Genomic DNA, 16,225 nt, shown 5'->3' on the forward strand with positions numbered 1-16,225 from the left:
TCAGCGCGACGGGTCCGGTGGTGCACTGCGGCGTGGCCGCGTCACCTGCGTCTTTCCACTCTTGGGCGGGGCCGGGCGGTTGGCGATAATGGCTGCCATCGCGCCCTCCTTCGACGACGTCGGGTGGCCGCCGGCACGAGATCACCAGTAGTGACGGTAGGCCGACTCAGAGTGCAGAATTTATAAACCCCCGAGGATCCCAATGTCAATGCATCAAAGGAGGTCGATCACTTGACCGCTCCGCGCCGACCGCGACCGGCGCCCACCCCACTGCCGGGCGCGCGCCCCGGCCGCGATCCGGACCGGGCCATCAAGCGCGGGCCGCGCCGGGTCTCCGCCGAAGCGGTGGCCGCGACCCAGCGCGACCGCCTCTTCGACGGGCTGGTGCAGGAGGTCGCGAGGAAGGGCTACGACAACGCCCGGGTGACCGACATCTGCCAGGCCGCCGGGGTGACCCGGCCGGCCTTCTACGCCCTCTTCACCGGCAAGGAGGACGCCTTCCTCGCCACCTACCGACACGGCATCGCGGTGGTGTCCCAGCTGATGGAGCAGGCCTACCGGGACGCCGGTCCACACTGGCCGGACGCCGCCCGGGCCGCCCTGCGCACCCTGCTGGAGGTGCTCGCGAGCGTGCCGGCCTTCGCCCGGATGGCGCTCGTCGAGGTCGACGCGGCCGGTCCGGCCGCCCGCCGGGAGCGGGACGCCCTGCTCACCAGCTTCCGCCGGTTCTTCGCCGACGCCGGGCCGGCTCCGGCGGGCGACGCGGTCGACCGGGAACTGCTGGTGTCCACGGTGGTCGGCGGGCTGCACGCGACCATCCGCAGCCGGGTGGCCCGGGGGCCGGTCGAGGAACTGCCGCTGCTGCTGCCGGTGCTCACCTACGCCGCCACCGCGCCCTTCCTGGGCCGGGAGGCGGCCGGCCGCGCCATCCACCCCGCGCGCCCCGACGAGGGCCCGGCCGCCGCCGCGCCGTGCGCGGAACCGGCCGGCGCCCGCCCGGACCGGTGAACCGGTCGGAAACCGCAGGAGTTTTTCACCCTTGGCCGCATTTCGCAGATGCCGCCCAACGTAGCCCCGCTACCCACTGTTGACCCACCCTTTACCCAGCGGTAACTTCGGCCTGCGCCCCTGGCGCGGCACCATGCGCAACCGATTCAGGTCTCTTCCACCACACCGGCGCCGACGTCCCCTCCCGGCGCTGATGAATTGATCTCGAAAAGGAGCCGCCATGTCGGAGCAGCCCGCACCGATCGATCCGGACCCGCCGCAGAGCGGGGTCCGCTGGCGCCGGTTCGCCGTCACGTTCGGCACGGTCGCGGTGGGCGCCGCCGGGATGATCGCGCTGACCGCGCAGGGCGCGCTCGGCGCCCAGTTCGCCATCTCGGGCATGCCGTTCACGGTCACCGCCGACCGCCTCGACGGCACCGGCTTCGAGCAGTTCGCCACCATCGACCACATGATCGAGAACAGCCCCAACGAGGGCGACACCGGCGGCCAGGTGCTGGTGATGGTCTCCGCGATCAACCAGGCGAAGCTGACCAACCTGTGCCAGAGCATCAGCCTCGGCGGGATCAACCTGCGGATCACCGCCGGCGACGCCGGCAAGCCGGTCAGCGCCAAGACCCTGGTCGTCGACGGCGACGAGGTCGCCGGCAACGCCTCGTTCACCAACATCAACGTCGGGCAGGACGCCAGCACGCTCGACCAGGTGCCCGGCGTACGCGGCAACCCGGGGGTCTTCTCCCAGCAGGCCGACACGGTGACCATCACCAACCTGCGGCAGAACAACTACGCCACCACCGCGGCCGTCTTCACCCTGCCGAACCTGCACATGTCGTTCAGCTCCGACGGGTGCTGAGGTGACCGCCGAGGACCACTCCGTGACGCCGGCCGCCCGCCACCGCGGCGGGCGCTGGCGTCGCTGGCGGCGGGGCCGCCCGTTCACCGCCGGGGTGCTGATCGCCCTCGGCGGGGCCGAGATGCTGGTGACGCTGCGCGCCCCGCTCGGCGTGCTGCTGCACGTCGGCCCGCAGGGCCTCGCCGCCTACCTGGTGCCGATCATCCTGGTGATCTGCGGGGTGCTGCTGGTCCTCACCCCGCAGCAGCGGGTCTTCTACGCGGTGCTCTCACTGGTGCTGGGGCTGCTCTCCTGGCTGACCTCGAACCTCGGCGGCTTCGTCGTCGGCATGCTGCTCACCCTGGTCGGCGGGGCACTCGCGTTCGCCTGGACGCCGGACAAGCGGCCCGCCGCGTCGCGCGTCGCACCCGGGCCGGTGGACGCCGCGCCCGCGCCCCCGGCGCCCCGGGAGCCGGCGGACGCCGGAACCGCGCTGCTGTTCGGTGGGGAGCCGACCGGACGGGATCCGGCCGAGCAGGGCTGAGTCAGCGGAACCGGGCGCGGGCGATGGCCCGGGAGACCTCCGCCGGTCGCTCCACCTCCAGCACGAGCCGGCGGTACGGCTGCCCGTCCAACTCGACCAGCAGCAACTCCTCGGCCCGGTGCACGCACCAGAACGACCGCCCGCCGGTACGCGACAGGTAGCTGCCCGCCCTGATCAGACCCGGCCAGAAGGTGCCGGGCAGCCGGAGGCCGGCACCCAAGGCGAACGCCTCGGCGCGGGAGACCGGGCGGACCGCGCGCACCGCGGCGGTGGGCGCCACCACACCGGACGAGAGCGCCCAGAGGCGGTCGGCGCCGGTGAGTCGTACCACCAGCCGTTCGGGGTCCACCGCCACCAGCACCGCCACGGTTCCGACCCTAACCGCGCCGCACGACCGCCGACCAGGCCGGACGGCCCGGGCTCAGCGGGTGGTGTCCGCGACCGCCTGGGCGAACACCTCGGAGCGGTGCTCGAAGTTGCGGAACCGGCCGTAGCTGGGCGCGGCCGGGGAGAGCAGCACCACCCCGCCGACCGGGGTGAGCTTGCGGGACAGCCCCACCGCGTCGACCAGGTCCTCGGCCAGCTCGGTGCGTACCCCGGGCAGCCCGGCCAGCGCCTCGACGATCCGGGGGCCGCTGTCCGGGATGCCGATCACGGTGATCTCCCGTTCGGCCAGGTGGTCGCGGAGCGGGGTGTAGTCCAACCCCCGGTCGGTGCCGCCGACGATCACGGTCAACGGCCGCCCCTCGTACGCGTCGATCGCGTGCATGGCCGCGTACGGGCTGGTGGCCAGGGTGTCGTCGACGAAGGTCAACCCGGACGGGTCGGCGATCTCGGTCAGCCGGTGGGCCAGCCCCTGGAACTCCGCCACCGCGACCGCCAGGCTGTCCTTGCGGCCGACCACGTCGATGCCGAGCGCGTCGAGCACCGCGAGCGCGACACAGAGGTTGCCCTCGTTGTGCCGCCCGACCAGCGGCAGCACGGCCCGCGGGAAGAGCGGGGTGTCGCGCAGGTGGAACCAGGGCGTGCCGTCCGGGCCCACGGTGACGTGGGTGGTGTCCGGCCGGCCGGCGCGGATCGCGGCCCGGTCGCCCAGCTCGGCGCCGAGCCGCGGGTCGAGCCCGTTGACCACCACCGCGTGCGGGCCGTGCGCCAGCAGGTTGAGCTTGTCCCGGTAGTACTCCCGCTCCCCGCCGTGCGCGTCGAGGTGCTCGGGGAAGAGCGCGGTGACCACGGCCACCCGGGGCGAGTCGGTCAGGTCCGCGCACTGGTAGCTCGACAGCTCCAGCACGTACAGGTCGGCCTCGGGCAGGTCGAGCAGCGGCACGCCGATGTTGCCGCCGAAGACGTTCGGCCGGTCCATCGCGGTCAGCAGGTGGCTGATCAGGCTGGACGTGGTGCTCTTGCCCTTGCTGCCGGTCACCCCGACGGTCCGGTCCGCGTGGTCGGCCATCCAGAGCGCGCTGCCCTGGGTCACCGGGACCCCCCGGCCGCGCAGCTCGACCATCCACGGGTGGGTGCTCGGCACCCCGGGCGAGCGGACCACGACGTCGGCGGCGGTCAGCCGGGCGAAGCCCTCCTCGCCGGTCACCAGCGGCGCGGCCGCGGCGAGCGGGCCCTCCCAGGGCAGGGTGAGGAAGTTGGCGCTGTCGTCGACGGCCACCAGCTCGGCCGGGCCGTGCGCGGCGATCGCGATCACCGCGGCCCGGCCCTCCCGGCCGGCTCCCCAGACGGCGACACGACGTCCGCGCAGATCTGACAGGCGCACTGGCTCTCCTCGGGGGTCACGGTGACGGCGGGCGGGTGCGGTCCGGCACAGCCGGACACGGCGGACGAACCAGGGCCTAGTATGGCGTGTGCCCAACGAGCAGCTCCGGCGGATGGACGCCTTCACCTTCCCGTCCTACTCGATCGACTTCGCCACCGGCGAGGCGTTGTTCGACTACGCCCTCACCGGCCCCGACGGCGAGCAGCGGTTCACCGAGGTGATCACCCTGCCGCTGCCGGCCGAGCCGGTCTCCGACGAGACCGCGGCCACCCTCGACCGGGTCCTGGCGCTGCTGCACCTGGTCGCCGGGGTCAGCTACTACAAGACCGCCGCCCCGCCCCGGCTGGTGCTGCCGGCGCCGCTGGGCCCGGCCGCCGTCGGGTTCGTCACCGCCGTCTACACCAAGGGCCTCGCCGAGTACGCGTACCGCAACGAGCTTCCGCACGTGCTGGAGCTGCGCCCGGAGGTGCCGACCGGTTCGGTGCCGGCGGCCGCGCCGCTGGACAACTCCGACCGCCGCCCGCTGTCGGCCGTCGGCGGTGGCAAGGACTCGATCGTCAGCCTGGAGGCGCTGCGGCGGGCCGGCTTCGACCCGGTGCCGTTCTCGGTCAACCCGAACCACGTGATCGTCTCGGTCAACGAGGCGTCCGACCTGGTGCCGCTGGCGGCCCGGCGGCGGATCGACCCGGTGCTGTTCGACCTCAACGCGGCCGGCGCGCGCAACGGCCACATCCCGGTCACCGCGATCAACTCGCTGATCGCGGTCGCCACCGCCGTGCTGCACGGCCTCGGTCCGGTGGTGATGTCCAACGAGCGCTCGGCGTCGGATCCGAACCTGGTCTGGCACGGTCACGAGATCAACCACCAGTGGTCCAAGGGGGTCGAGGCGGAGGGGCTGCTGCGCGCCGCGCTGGCCGAGCACGCCGGGCTCACCGAGCCGTACTTCTCGTTGTTGCGCTCCCTGTCGGAGCTGCACATCGCCCGCCTCTTCGCCGAGATCGACCGGTACGACGCCGTGGTGACCAGCTGCAACGCCGCGTTCAAGCTGCGCGACGCGAGCGAGCGGTGGTGCCGCAACTGCCCGAAGTGCCGGTTCGTCTTCATCGCCATGGCCCCGTTCATGTCCCGCGAGCGGATCACCGGCATCTTCGGCGGCGACCTGCTCGACGACACCAGCCAGATTCCCGGCTACCGGGAGCTGCTCGGCGTCGACGGGCACAAGCCGTTCGAGTGCGTCGGCGAGGTGGAGGAGTCCGTGGTGGCGCTGAGCCTGCTCGCCCAGCAGGAACAGTGGCGCGACGCCCCGGTGGTCCGCGCCCTGGTCGAGGCGCTGCCCGAGACCGCCTGGACGGCTGCGGCCGGCAGCGACGTCTTCACCCCCGGCGGCCCGAACTTCGTCCCCGCCCACTACGCCAAGGCCCTCACCGCCCTCACCTGACCCCCGCCCTGCCCCTCCCCCGGCCCGGCCATGTTGATCAAGGAGTTTGCGTCAGCGCGGTGCGGACTCTGACGCAAGCTCCTTGATCAACGGAGATCGGCGGGCGAGGGCGGTCTGGGATGGGCGGCCGGGGACGGCCCTGGGGTCAGGAGACGGGGCGGGCGGTGGGCCATCAGGGGGCGCGGACGGCGTCGAGGGCGAGCAGGGCGACGTGCAGGGAGAGGCAGGCGTCGACCGAGTCGAGGTCGGCGTCGAGGATCCGGCCGATGCGGGCCAGCCGCTCGTAGAACGCCGGCCGGGACAGGTGCGCCGCCGCAGCCGCCGCCGACTTGTTCCGGCCCTGCTCCAGGTACGCCCGCAGGGTGCCGAGCAGCTGCTCGCGGGGGTGCCGGGCGTCGTGCGCGAGCAGCGCGCCCAGTTCCCGCTCGACGAACGTCTGCAACCGGGGCTCGTCGCGCAGCAGGTGCAGCAGGCCGGCCAGCCCCACGTGCGGCAGCCGGAAGATCGGCAGGTCACGGCGGTCCCGGCGGGCCGCCTCGGCGATCTGCCGGGCCTCGACGAGCGAGCGGCGCGCCTCCCGCAGGCTGCCCACGCCGGAGCCGGCCGCGATGACCACCGCCGCCGGGCCGGTCGCCCGCGCCACCCCACCGGCACCGGTCGCCCGCTCCGGGGAGCCGGGCCGGCCCGCACCACCGTCGGCCGGCCAGGGGGCGGCGACCGCGACCGGCAGTGCGGCGGGCCGGGGCGCCGGCGGACGCAGCGGGACGGCGTCGAGACGTACCCGACGGAGCGCGGCGGCGAACGCGGCGAGCGCCCGTTCCTCGGCGGCCGGATCGGGCAGGGCCAGCAGCGCGCCCACCGCCTGGTCGTCGACGGCGCTGGTCAGGGCCGTCAGCTTGGCTTCCCGCAACGCCTGGCCGACCGCCTCGGCGAGGTCACGCAGCCGGGCTGGGCCGTCCGCCGGGCCGGCGCCCTCCCCCGTCGGATCGTCGGCCCGGTGCCGTACCACCACGCCGACCAGGTGCCGCCGGTCCAGGGTGACCCCCAGCGCCTTGGCCCGCAGCGCCACCTCGTCGACCGGACGGGAGTGGTCGATCAGGGCGGTGAGCAGGGTGCGGTGGATCTGCCGTTCCAACCCCTCCGCGTCCCGCCGGATCAGCCGGCCCAGCGCGAGGGTGGAGGCGGCCCGCTCGATCAGGATGGTGAGCCGGGTGGGCGGGGTGGCCGGGCCCCGGCCGGTCGTCGCTGTCGCCGGGACCGCCGCGGCCCACCCGCCGGCCGGCGCCCCGTGGCCCGTGCCGGACCGACCCGCGCCGGACCGTCCGCCGGCCCGCGTCCCGTCGCCCGCGCCGGACCGGCCGTGGCCGCGCTCCTGCGCGCCGGACGGGCCCGGGCCGTCCCCGGCCGGGGACGGCCCACCGTCGCCGGCCGCCGGGGGCGATCCCGCCGGGCCGGTACGCGGGCCGCCGGCCGCCGGGTCGTCGACGCTCGCCAGGTCCGTGCCGGCCGGCCAGCGCAACAGCAGCCGCCCCCAGTCCTGCCCGCGCGCGCCCACCGTGGTGACCAGCCACCCGCTGTCCGGGTCGTACGCGGTGCGGCCGGCCGGGCGGATCCGCCGCGAGTGCTGCTCCCAGCCGTCCAGCAGCAGCTCGGCGCTCTCCCCCGCCGGGTCGTACGCGAGCACCTGCCGGGACAGGTTCTCCAGCACCACCGGGCAGCCGGCCAGCTCGGCGGCCTGCCGGACCACCTCGGCCGGCTCGGCGCCCTCCACCGACAGGTCGGTGAAGCGCTGGTGGATCTCCTCGGTCGCACGCAGCTCGGTGAGCTGGGCGTCCACGATCAGCGCGTGCACGGCCTCGGTGATCCGCACGAACGGGGTGGCCCGGCGCAGTTCGACCAGGGGCAGGCCACGCCGCTCGGCCGCGGCCGCCATCACCCGGGGCACCCCGCTGACGTAGCGGCGGCCCAACTCGACCACCAGGCCGGAGACCCCGACGTCGGCCAGGTCACCGATGAACGCGCGCAGCCCGGCGTCGTCGGCGGGCAGCCCGATGCCGGTGGTGAGCACCAGCTCGCCGCCGCCGAGCAGGGTGGCGATGTCCGGCACCTCCGCCACGTGCACCCAGCGCACCCGGCGGTCCAGCCCCGCGTCGCCCGCGACCAGGCGCGGCGCGCCGTGGCGTACCGGCACCAGCGCGAGCACCTCACGGACGGTAGGGAACACGGGCGACACGCTACCCTGCGTCACCGCCGTTCCCGAAGACCCGACCCGCGCGGAACAGCGCGATCGTGCCGGGTAGCGTCGCCATGATCGTGATCAATCGGAAGGGGAGGCATGGACGGGACGACGATCGACCGGCGGACCTTCGGGAAGTTGGTCGGCGCGACGGGGGTGGGGACGCTCGGCGCCGCAGCGCTCGGGCCGGCGCCGGCGAACGCCGCCCTGCCCATCTGGGCGACGTCCGGCATCGCGGTCAGCTCGCTGAGCGCGTTCGACGACACGATGAAGGACTTCATGCAGGCCCGGCACATCAGCGCCGGCCAGCTCGCGGTCACCTACCAGGGCCGGCTGGTGCTGGCCCGGGGGTACGGCAACAACTCGCCGCAGGCCGTCCGCCCCACCACGCTGTTCCGGGTGGCCAGCCTCTCCAAGTCGTTGACCGCGGCGGCGATCGTCCGGCTGGCCCAGGACGGCAGGCTCAACCTCGGTGACCCGATCACCAGGTTCCTCGACGTCATCCCGCCGGGCGGGCAGACCGTCGACCCCCGCCTGAGCCAGGTCACCCTCTGGCGGCTGCTCCAGCACACCGGCGGCTGGGACAAGGACCTGACCAACTTCGACCCGGTGTTCCGGGACCGGGTCATCGCCGACGCGCTGGGCGTGCCGATGGAGCTGAGCCACGCCGACGTCATCCGGTTCATGTCCGGTCAGCCGCTGCTGCACGACCCCGGCTCGACCGTCTCCTACAGCAACTACGGCTACCTGCTCGCCGGCCGGATCATCGAGAAGGTCACCGGCCTGCCGTACGAGACGTACGTCCAGCAGGCGCTGCTCGCCCCGCGGGGCATCACCCGGATGGCCACCGGGTCCACCACCACCCGACACAGCGGCGAGGTGGCCTACGCGTCCCAGTACACCGGCCCGACCGTGCTGGACGACTCGGGCACCATCGTGAACGCCCCGTACGGCACGTTCAGCATGCGCATCCACGACGCCAACGGCGGCTGGCTCTCCTCCGCGGTGGACCTGGTGCGCTGGGCGGCCACCTTCGACAGCGGCAACACGGTGCTGAACAGCACCTCGATCAACCGGGTCTTCTCGGTGCCGAACCCCACCGGGGTCAACGCCGACGGCTGGTACTACGGCCTCGGCTGGGCGGTCCGCCCGGTCAGCGGCGGCACCGGCCGCAACACCTGGCACACCGGCAGCTTCGCCGGCACGTACAGCATCATGGTCCGCACCTACCAGGGGATGAGCTGGGCGGCGGTGTTCAACCGGCGCGACGACAGCTCCGGGCTGAGCTACGACACGATCGACTCGGCGCTCTGGGCCGCCTCCCGGGCGGTGACCAGCTGGCCGACCCACGACCTCTGGTCGAACTACTTCGGCTGACCGGCCCGGCGCCCCGGGGGCGGTCTCGGCCGCCCCCGGGACGTCGCGGGTCTCCCCCGCCCCGGCGGTGCCGGCGACGGGGCGACGGTCAGGACAGCTCCAGCACCGGACGACGACGCCAGTCGGTGTGCTCGCGGGAGCCGAACGTGACGGAGTTGTTCGCCCCGTCCTCGCGGATCCGCAGCCGCACCGCGAGCGGGCCACCACCCCCGGCGAGCACGGCCCTGGCCGCGGCGGTGACATCGAGGTCCAGCACCGTGCCGGCGACCGGCGCGGGGACCGTCGCCAGCACCGTGGTGGCCGAGGGACGGCTGTTCCAGGTCAGCGTGGTCTCCTCCCAGCCGGTGGCGGCCTGCGCCACCTCGAGGGTGCAGGCGCCGCCGCCGGTGGCCTCGACGGGCAGGCGCAGCCGCGCGAGCGTCACCGGACCGGTCAGGCCGGACAGGTCGAAGCGCAGGTAGGACTCCCGCCGGTAGTCGGGGTTCGCGTCCGCCTTGACGACCAGCGTGCCGAGCCGGCCGTAGCTGTCGGCGGCGTACACCCCGGCCCGCACGTAACCGTCGGCTACGGGCGCGACGGGTGTCGCGGTGACCAGCTCGACGGCGGCGCTGCCCGCCGGGACGGTCACCGACAGCCACCCGATCCCGGTGGCGGTCACCGCCGCCGGCACCCCGTTCAGCCGTACCTTGGTCAGGCCGGGGTGCAGGAAGGTGACCGTGACCGGCCCGGCGTTCGGGTTGTGCAGCCGACCGCCCCGGCCACGCATGGCGAGGCTGACGTCGGCGGTCGACTGGAAGCCGTAGCTGTCCCAGGTGAGCGAGCGGCCCCGGCGGACCAGCCAGTACGCCGGGGTGCCGCCGGAGAGCCGGAACAGGCAGGCCAGCCCGCGCCAGGAGACGCCGGCGGTGGTGACGGTCGCGGTGCCCCGGGACTCGCCGGCGTGGTCGGTGACGCCGGAGGGATGGGTGACCCGTACCCCCGTCCAGCCCACGCCGGTCACCCGGTCCAGCTGTGCCCGGGGATGTCCGGCCTGGTCGTACGGGAAGAGCAGGGTGACCGCGTTCGCCGCGCCGGCCCCGTCGGTCGGGTACACGCACTGCAGGTAGCGGCCCGGGTCCCGGTTGGCGACCCACGCCTCGGCCAGCGGGCCCGACCGGACGACCACCTGTGCCGGCTCGGTGCCGAGCAGGATCGACAGGCCGACCCCGTTGCTCGTGCAGGGGTTGACGTCGACGGTGGCCGCGTAGTGGCAGCGGGCCTCGACGACGGCAGGGTCGCTCTTCGAGTTCGGGTGCCAGGCCACGCTGGCCGATCCGTTCGGGGTCCCACCGCGCACCTCGTCGAAGACCACCCAGTAGCCCTGCTGCTCCTGATCGGGACGGACGAAGACCAGACTGCGCAGGTGCGTCGCCCCGTTGGGCAGGGCGTCCCCGGAGTCCCCGCAGGCGTAGTCGAGCGGGCCGGGCAGCAGCGACTCGACGATCCCCGCGCCGGGCAGCCGCCCCGGGGTGAGCTGGTGGTCGTTGACGGTGGGCGGGTCGGCATCCGGGAAGGTGGTGGGGTAGTCGACCAGCACGGTGTTGTTGACCACCGCCCGCTGCGAGATGACCTCGAAGCTGAAGCCGGCCACCCCGGTGCCGTAGCCGGCGTACCCGGCGTTGCGCAGCACGTGCTCCCCGTACGCGGTCAGGTGCAGCGCGTTGGTGTCCTTGTGCTGGTGCTCGACCTGGCGGTCGCCGGTGGGGTTCCACAGCGCCCCGGCCAGCGCCAGCGGGGACGTGCCGGCCTGCAGGAACCAGGCGCCCCCGCCGGGGAACACCCGACTCGGCGGTACGGTGCCGGTGGCCGGCGTACGGGTGGTCAGCACGTAGGTGGTGATCAGCGGGAGCGTCTCGGTGGCCGGCACGCCGCGCAGGCTCCAGGCGGCGTTGGCCGCGGCGACCGCGCCGAAGCGGTGGGCGCTCCAGGTACGGCCGCTGCGGTGCACCGTGCCCCGCTCGGTCCAGCTGTCGCCGAAGGTGTACTCGCCCCGGTCCGGGTGCGCGCCGGAGCGCAGCACCGGGGTGGTCAGGTATCCGGTGTAGTGCTCCATGACCCGCACGTACTGCGGATCGGTGTAGAAGTCGTGGCTGCCGATGCGGGTCAGCACGTCCACGAAGAAGGACTTGCTGTCCCGGTCACCGGCCGAGCCGAGCCGGTTGCCGGCATAGTTGGGCCCGGTCAGGTAGACGCCGTCGGCGGAGGTCAGGTTGTCCAGGTGGGTCAGCGTCTGGGTGAGCGACTCGTCGAGCCGGGCGGTGTCGCCCGCGTACGCCACCCAGATGCCGTACCCGCCGATGCGCGCGGCCTGCCAGTTGCCGTTGTTGCGGTAGGTGTGGAACCACTGCGCCGCGTCGGCCAGCGTGGCCTCGGCCGTCGACCGCTGGGTGGCGGTGAGGCTGCCGACGATCACGTCCAGCCCCAGCACCAGGTGGAACAGGGCACTGGACGGCGGGACGACGCCCTGCCAGGCCGTGGTGTCCAGGTACGGTCGCACCTCGGTGCGGTACCGGTCGATCAGGCCCAGCAGGGTGGCCCGGTGCAGCGCCGCGTCGGCCGGGTCCAGCACGTACGCCAGCGAGGCCGCGCCGGCGATCTGCGACATCCGGGTGGCCCGCTTGCCGACGTCCGGTTCCTGGGCCGGCGTCGGGCAGGGCTGGCGGGCCAGGTCGGCGGCGGCGGCCCGCCAGCCGAGCCACGGGTCCTGGGCCGCCCGGGCCCGCAGCTCCGGGTACTCGGCCTCACCCACCAGCAGGTAGGGATGGATGACGGCACCCGACGCGGCCCGCGGGACGGCGAATCCCGCGACCCCGCCGGCCACCGCCAGCGCCGTGGCGCGCAGCACCTGCCGCCGCTCGACCATGTCGTTCCCCCGCATCGTGAACCGTCGGATCATCGAGAACAGCCGTACGCACGGGGGTCGCCGGTCGGTGGCCTTTCTCCACCGACCGGCGACCCCGTGCCCGCCCGCTACGGCAGCGGTTCCGCTTCGACCTGCGAGTCGTGCAACTGGTTGACCTGCGTCGTGGTCATCGCGCCCTGGTAGACGGCGACGTCGTCGACGGTGCCGAAGAGCGGGTTGTACTCGCCCCTGCCGTTGCCGACCCGCAGTGGGCCGTTGGCCTGCCACGGCTGCCAACCGGCGGCCATCTGAACAGTGACGCCCTTCTCGTCGTCGACGTAGAGCCGCAACTGACGCCGCTCGACGTCGAGCACCCCGACCACGTGGTGCCAGGCGTCATCGAGGTCCTTGGCCGGGGCGACCGCGAAGGTGCTACCGGTGCCGCCGTCGGTGGTGGCCGCGTCCTTGACCATCTTGAACTTCCACACCCCACCGTCCTCGTTGCCGTAGTAGAGGTAGAAGCCGTTGTTCACGGTGCCCTCCTGGGCCAGCACCATCTGGTACGTGTCGGTGCGGTCCAGCTTCACCCAGGCCGAGATGGTGAACGACTGGTCGGTGCGCAGCACGGGGGTGTTGCGCCAGACCGGATACACATTGCCGTTCAGGTCCGGGGTCCCGTCGTTGTACGCGCTGCGCGCCGACTCGTTCGTCGGCGTGCCGTCCCCGAACAGGACCCCGTCGAGGGCCAGACCCTTGCCCCGGTTGCCGGCGGCGTCCATGTCCGCGCCGCTGCGCAGCGCCAGCGAACGGTTGAACTGGCTCCGATCGAAGGCCTCACAGCCGGTACGGGTTTCGTCCCAGCACTCCCCACCGTTGTTGAAATCCCAGAAGCCGACCTGGGTCGGATTCAGCATGCCCGGCTCATCGAAGCCACCCGACTTCGGGTCGCTGGCGAGCTGACCGGTGAAGTCCTCGGGCACCAGCGCGCGGTCGTAGGCCTGCACGTCGGCGATCTGCCCGACCCCGTTGGTCATCGAGAACCCGTTGCCGAACTTGGACCAGCCGAGGTGGAAACGCCCGGTCGAGGCCCACGGCGGCGTCGCGCGCTTCTGGTGGTCCACCTCGGTGCCGTTGACGAAGAGCCGGGCCTCGTTGGTCGCCGAGTCGTAGACGACCGCCAGGTGGGCCCACTGGTTCAGGGTCGACGGGGCGGAGAGCACCGTGGCGTTGACCGAGGTGGAGTCGGTGTCGTAGAGGTAGAGCCGCCAGGTGTTGTCCTTCTCGGCGAAGAGCATGAACGAGCTGGTCACGCTCCCCTCCTGGGAGAAGACCGGCCGGTAGGTGGCGGTGTCGTTGGTCCGCCGGACCCAGGCCGCCACGCTGAACGACTTGCTGGTGTCCACCACGCTGCCCGAGGTCTGCGCGGTGCTGGCCGACGTGGTGGCCGGCATGGTCGCCACCGCGCCACCGAGCAGGTGCACGTCGTTGCTCCAGGTCACCCCGGAGGTGGTCAGCGGCCGGTCACCGGCGAGCGCCGGCGCCCGGTCCTTGACGGCCTCGGTGGCGTCCTGGCCGGGGAACGTCTCGAGGAACCAGCGACCGGTCGCCGGGCTGGGGCGCCCGACCGTGAAGACGAGGTCGTCGTAGCCCTCGTTGAAGGTGGCGTCGATCGCCGAGGCGTACAGGACGTTCTGGCCGTACTTGAGCGGGGTCAGCTTGATCGTCGCGGCCTTGCCGCCGGTCACGGTGGTCGCCGGAACCTCGGTGACCGGGGAGTTCCAGCCGTACCGGAACTTGGTCACGTCGGTGGAGGTCGACGAGATCTTGAAGGTGCCGGGCTGGCCCGGGCCGGCCGGCGCGGTCACCATGCTGACCGTCACCTGCGGCACGGTGTTGTCCACCCGGAACTGGCACCACGGCGACCACGGGCTGTACTGGGAGTAGGGGGCCGGGTCCTGGCTGCGGGCCCGGAAGGCGTACGTCCGGTCCTTCAGGGCGGTGACGGTGGCGGTGGTGGCCCGTCCGTTGGCCGGCGCGGACACCTTCGGTGGCGCGGCGAGCCGGGCCGGGTAGGTGTCGGTCACGGCGCCGATGCCGGTGCTCGGGACCTGCACCCACTCGAAGGTGCCGACCTGGGCCTGCGTGTTGTCGGCGTCCGGCAGGATCGCCGAGAAGTTCGGCGTGAGCGTCCCGACGGTCCTCACGTCGGACGCCGAGCAGAGGATGCCGGACACCTGCCGGGTGTTCGGGGAGCCCGGCTTGCTGTCGTAGTCGACGACCAGCTTGGCCTTGCCGGGGTAGAACTTCTTCCACCGGTTCTGGTCGAACTCGTTGGTGGCGTCGGAGTCCCGGGCGCTGAGCCCGAGGGTGATGGTGTTCCAGTTGCCGTCGGCCGCGGCCTGCATCCGGTTCCGGACGCTGGAGTTGCCGGAGCCGAAGTTCATCACCATGTCCGGCTGCGGGGAGTCGCTGCAGCCGCTGCCCTTGTTGGCGTGCCCGGACAACGAGGTGATCCAGGTCTTCAACGCCGTCGCCGAGAACCCGGCCTTGGGCGAGGCGTTGATCACCGACGACTGGTAGAGGTTCACCGGGGTGTTGTCGCAGGACCACGAGTGGTACATCGTCATCTGCACGTACGCCGAGTAGATGTACTTGCCCTTGAGCGACACCGTGCCGTTGGTGGTCGGGAACTCGAAGAACGAGCGGTAGACCGAGCCGGCGCAGGGGCTGTCCTCCGGGCTGTAGCCGACCCGGGCCATGGAGAGGTCGCCGTTGGTGCAGTTGTCGTTCGTGGCGTACGCCCACTTGGTCTTCGCCACCGACCAGGCGGGGTCGATGTAGAGCGGGAACGCCCCTCGGGCCAGCAGCGCGGCGTCCGGCACCAGCCGCAGCTCGCCCTTGCTCACCCGGGTGCCCACCGCCGCCGTCCGGGCGCCGTCACCGGCGGCGACCGCGTCGGACCGGGAGACGTCCGCCCCCGACCGGGCCTGCGCCGCGCGGGACAGCAGCGACGAGTCCCACATCACCGCCGGGTGCGACCGGGCCAGCAGTTCCCGGCCGGCCGCCGCGGTCAGCGTGCCGTCCGCCGCGCGGGACACCGTCGCGTCGCCGCCGGTGCGGAGCACGATCTCGCGCAGCGCCGGGTTGGCGGCGCCCCGCGCGGAGCGGACCACCAGCACGTGGGTGAACCCGGTCCGGGTGGCCCGGACCACCAGGTCCACGTCCGGCAGCACCCCGGCGTAGGTCGCCGAGTCGCCGGAGACGGCCGGGGCCGGCAGCCGGCCCGGCCAGGAGAAGGTGACCGCCCGGCCGCCCCGGCGCAGGGTGATCAGCGGCTGGTCGCCGCCGGCCGAGAACGCCACGTCCGCCACCGACGCCGCCGGCCGCAGCAGGCCGTCGGCACCCGGTCGCAGGGACAGGTCCACCTCCGCCCAGGACCCGTCCGCGCGGCGGGTGCGCTGCGGCTCCACCGCCGACTCGAACCGCATGGTGCCGTCCGGCTGGGCGATGACCTGGGTGTACGCGGAGCGCGACGACTCGACGGCCACCGGCTGACGGCAGGCGGCGGCCATCGCCACGGCCTCCCGGGTGGACTGCGCCTGCGGGACGCAGGTGGCCGGTGCGGCGCGCGCGGGTTCGGGGGCACCGGCGGCGAGCACGCCACCGGCCGAGACGGTCAGTACGGCGGCGAGGGCCGCCGCCAGCGGGCCCCGCAGCCGGTTGCCCGGCCCGGGGTTGCGGACGGGCTGCCCCTCCGCCGGCAGCCCGCCCACGAGGGGCACAGATGAAGAGGTCATGTAGGTCCTTCCGAGGTGCGACGATCACGTGAGGACGCACGCTACAAGCCCGCCTGACCTGCGGTGACCCCTCGACGGCCGACCACCGTCGACAGTAGCCACTATCCATCGACGCATATCGGTGGGTGGGGTGCGGACCCGGCGCACACCAACAGGCCGGATCACCGACGGTCACCGGCCCCCGGAGGAGCCCACCCGGGACGGAGATCGATCCGGAAGGTTGCCGCCGTTACCAAAAAGTGACTTCGCGGTTCCATCGCTCCACGGCCGGGCGGCAACTGCGGCCCGGCCACCACGACCAGAGAGCCGGCCGCCCGGATCGGGCGGCCGGCTCCGGCGTACGGGAC

10 protein-coding genes are annotated in these 16,225 nt (G+C 73.4%); 5 read left to right on the top strand and 5 right to left on the bottom strand.

Going from position 1 to position 16,225, the window contains the following annotated elements; translation table 11 throughout:
* Positions 1 to 231 precede the first annotated feature (231 nt).
* From GA0070611_RS12425 to GA0070611_RS12435, 3 genes are all read left to right on the top strand, one after another.
* The gene (locus GA0070611_RS12425; protein WP_091662958.1) at positions 232 to 1,008 is read left to right on the top strand and encodes a TetR/AcrR family transcriptional regulator; all 777 of its coding nucleotides are present in this window, start codon (positions 232 to 234) and stop codon (positions 1,006 to 1,008) included.
* A 220-nt stretch (positions 1,009 to 1,228) separates the two neighbouring features.
* On the top strand, positions 1,229 to 1,858 hold the full coding sequence (locus GA0070611_RS12430; protein ID WP_091662962.1) for a DUF6230 family protein: 630 nt from the start codon (positions 1,229 to 1,231) through the stop codon (positions 1,856 to 1,858).
* 1 nt (position 1,859) lies between these two features.
* The gene (locus GA0070611_RS12435) at positions 1,860 to 2,381 is read left to right on the top strand and encodes a DUF6114 domain-containing protein (RefSeq protein WP_091662966.1); all 522 of its coding nucleotides are present in this window, start codon (positions 1,860 to 1,862) and stop codon (positions 2,379 to 2,381) included.
* Position 2,382: 1 nt separating this feature from the next.
* Here GA0070611_RS12435 and GA0070611_RS12440 read toward each other — a convergent pair whose 3' ends face one another.
* Both GA0070611_RS12440 and murD read right to left on the bottom strand, forming a co-directional pair.
* Entirely contained in the window at positions 2,383 to 2,748 is a 366-nt protein-coding gene (locus tag GA0070611_RS12440) for a hypothetical protein (RefSeq protein WP_091662969.1), read from the bottom strand.
* Positions 2,749 to 2,802: 54 nt separating this feature from the next.
* A complete protein-coding gene (murD, locus tag GA0070611_RS12445; protein ID WP_091662972.1) occupies positions 2,803 to 4,149 on the bottom strand; it encodes a UDP-N-acetylmuramoyl-L-alanine--D-glutamate ligase in 1,347 nt (448 codons plus the stop codon).
* An 88-nt stretch (positions 4,150 to 4,237) separates the two neighbouring features.
* Between murD and GA0070611_RS12450 the strand changes: the two genes are divergently transcribed.
* On the top strand, positions 4,238 to 5,587 hold the full coding sequence (locus tag GA0070611_RS12450) for a hypothetical protein (protein ID WP_091662977.1): 1,350 nt from the start codon (positions 4,238 to 4,240) through the stop codon (positions 5,585 to 5,587).
* A gap of 172 nt (positions 5,588 to 5,759) precedes the next feature.
* Here the strand turns inward: GA0070611_RS12450 and GA0070611_RS32585 are convergent, their stop codons facing one another.
* A complete protein-coding gene (locus GA0070611_RS32585) occupies positions 5,760 to 7,811 on the bottom strand; it encodes a PucR family transcriptional regulator (RefSeq protein ID WP_231921437.1) in 2,052 nt (683 codons plus the stop codon).
* A gap of 111 nt (positions 7,812 to 7,922) precedes the next feature.
* Between GA0070611_RS32585 and GA0070611_RS12465 the strand changes: the two genes are divergently transcribed.
* A complete protein-coding gene (locus GA0070611_RS12465; protein ID WP_091662980.1) occupies positions 7,923 to 9,200 on the top strand; it encodes a serine hydrolase domain-containing protein in 1,278 nt (425 codons plus the stop codon).
* 88 nt (positions 9,201 to 9,288) lie between these two features.
* Here the strand turns inward: GA0070611_RS12465 and GA0070611_RS12470 are convergent, their stop codons facing one another.
* Entirely contained in the window at positions 9,289 to 12,135 is a 2,847-nt protein-coding gene (locus GA0070611_RS12470) for a CBM96 family carbohydrate-binding protein (protein ID WP_091662985.1), read from the bottom strand.
* A gap of 74 nt (positions 12,136 to 12,209) precedes the next feature.
* Complete coding sequence (locus GA0070611_RS12475) at positions 12,210 to 15,878, bottom strand: LamG domain-containing protein (protein ID WP_091662988.1); 3,669 nt, start codon at positions 15,876 to 15,878, stop codon at positions 12,210 to 12,212.
* Positions 15,879 to 16,225 lie beyond the last annotated feature (347 nt).

Source organism: Micromonospora auratinigra, assembly GCF_900089595.1.
Classification (GTDB): Bacteria; Actinomycetota; Actinomycetes; order Mycobacteriales; family Micromonosporaceae; genus Micromonospora; species Micromonospora auratinigra.

Coding starts and splice junctions, on each gene's coding strand:
- GA0070611_RS12475 (WP_091662988.1), bottom strand. CDS start 15,878: ATGACCTCTTCATCTGTGCCCCTCGTGGGCGGGCTGCCGGCGGAGGGG.
- GA0070611_RS12465 (WP_091662980.1), top strand. CDS start 7,923: ATGGACGGGACGACGATCGACCGGCGGACCTTCGGGAAGTTGGTCGGC.
- GA0070611_RS12430 (WP_091662962.1), top strand. CDS start 1,229: ATGTCGGAGCAGCCCGCACCGATCGATCCGGACCCGCCGCAGAGCGGG.
- GA0070611_RS12470 (WP_091662985.1), bottom strand. CDS start 12,135: ATGATCCGACGGTTCACGATGCGGGGGAACGACATGGTCGAGCGGCGG.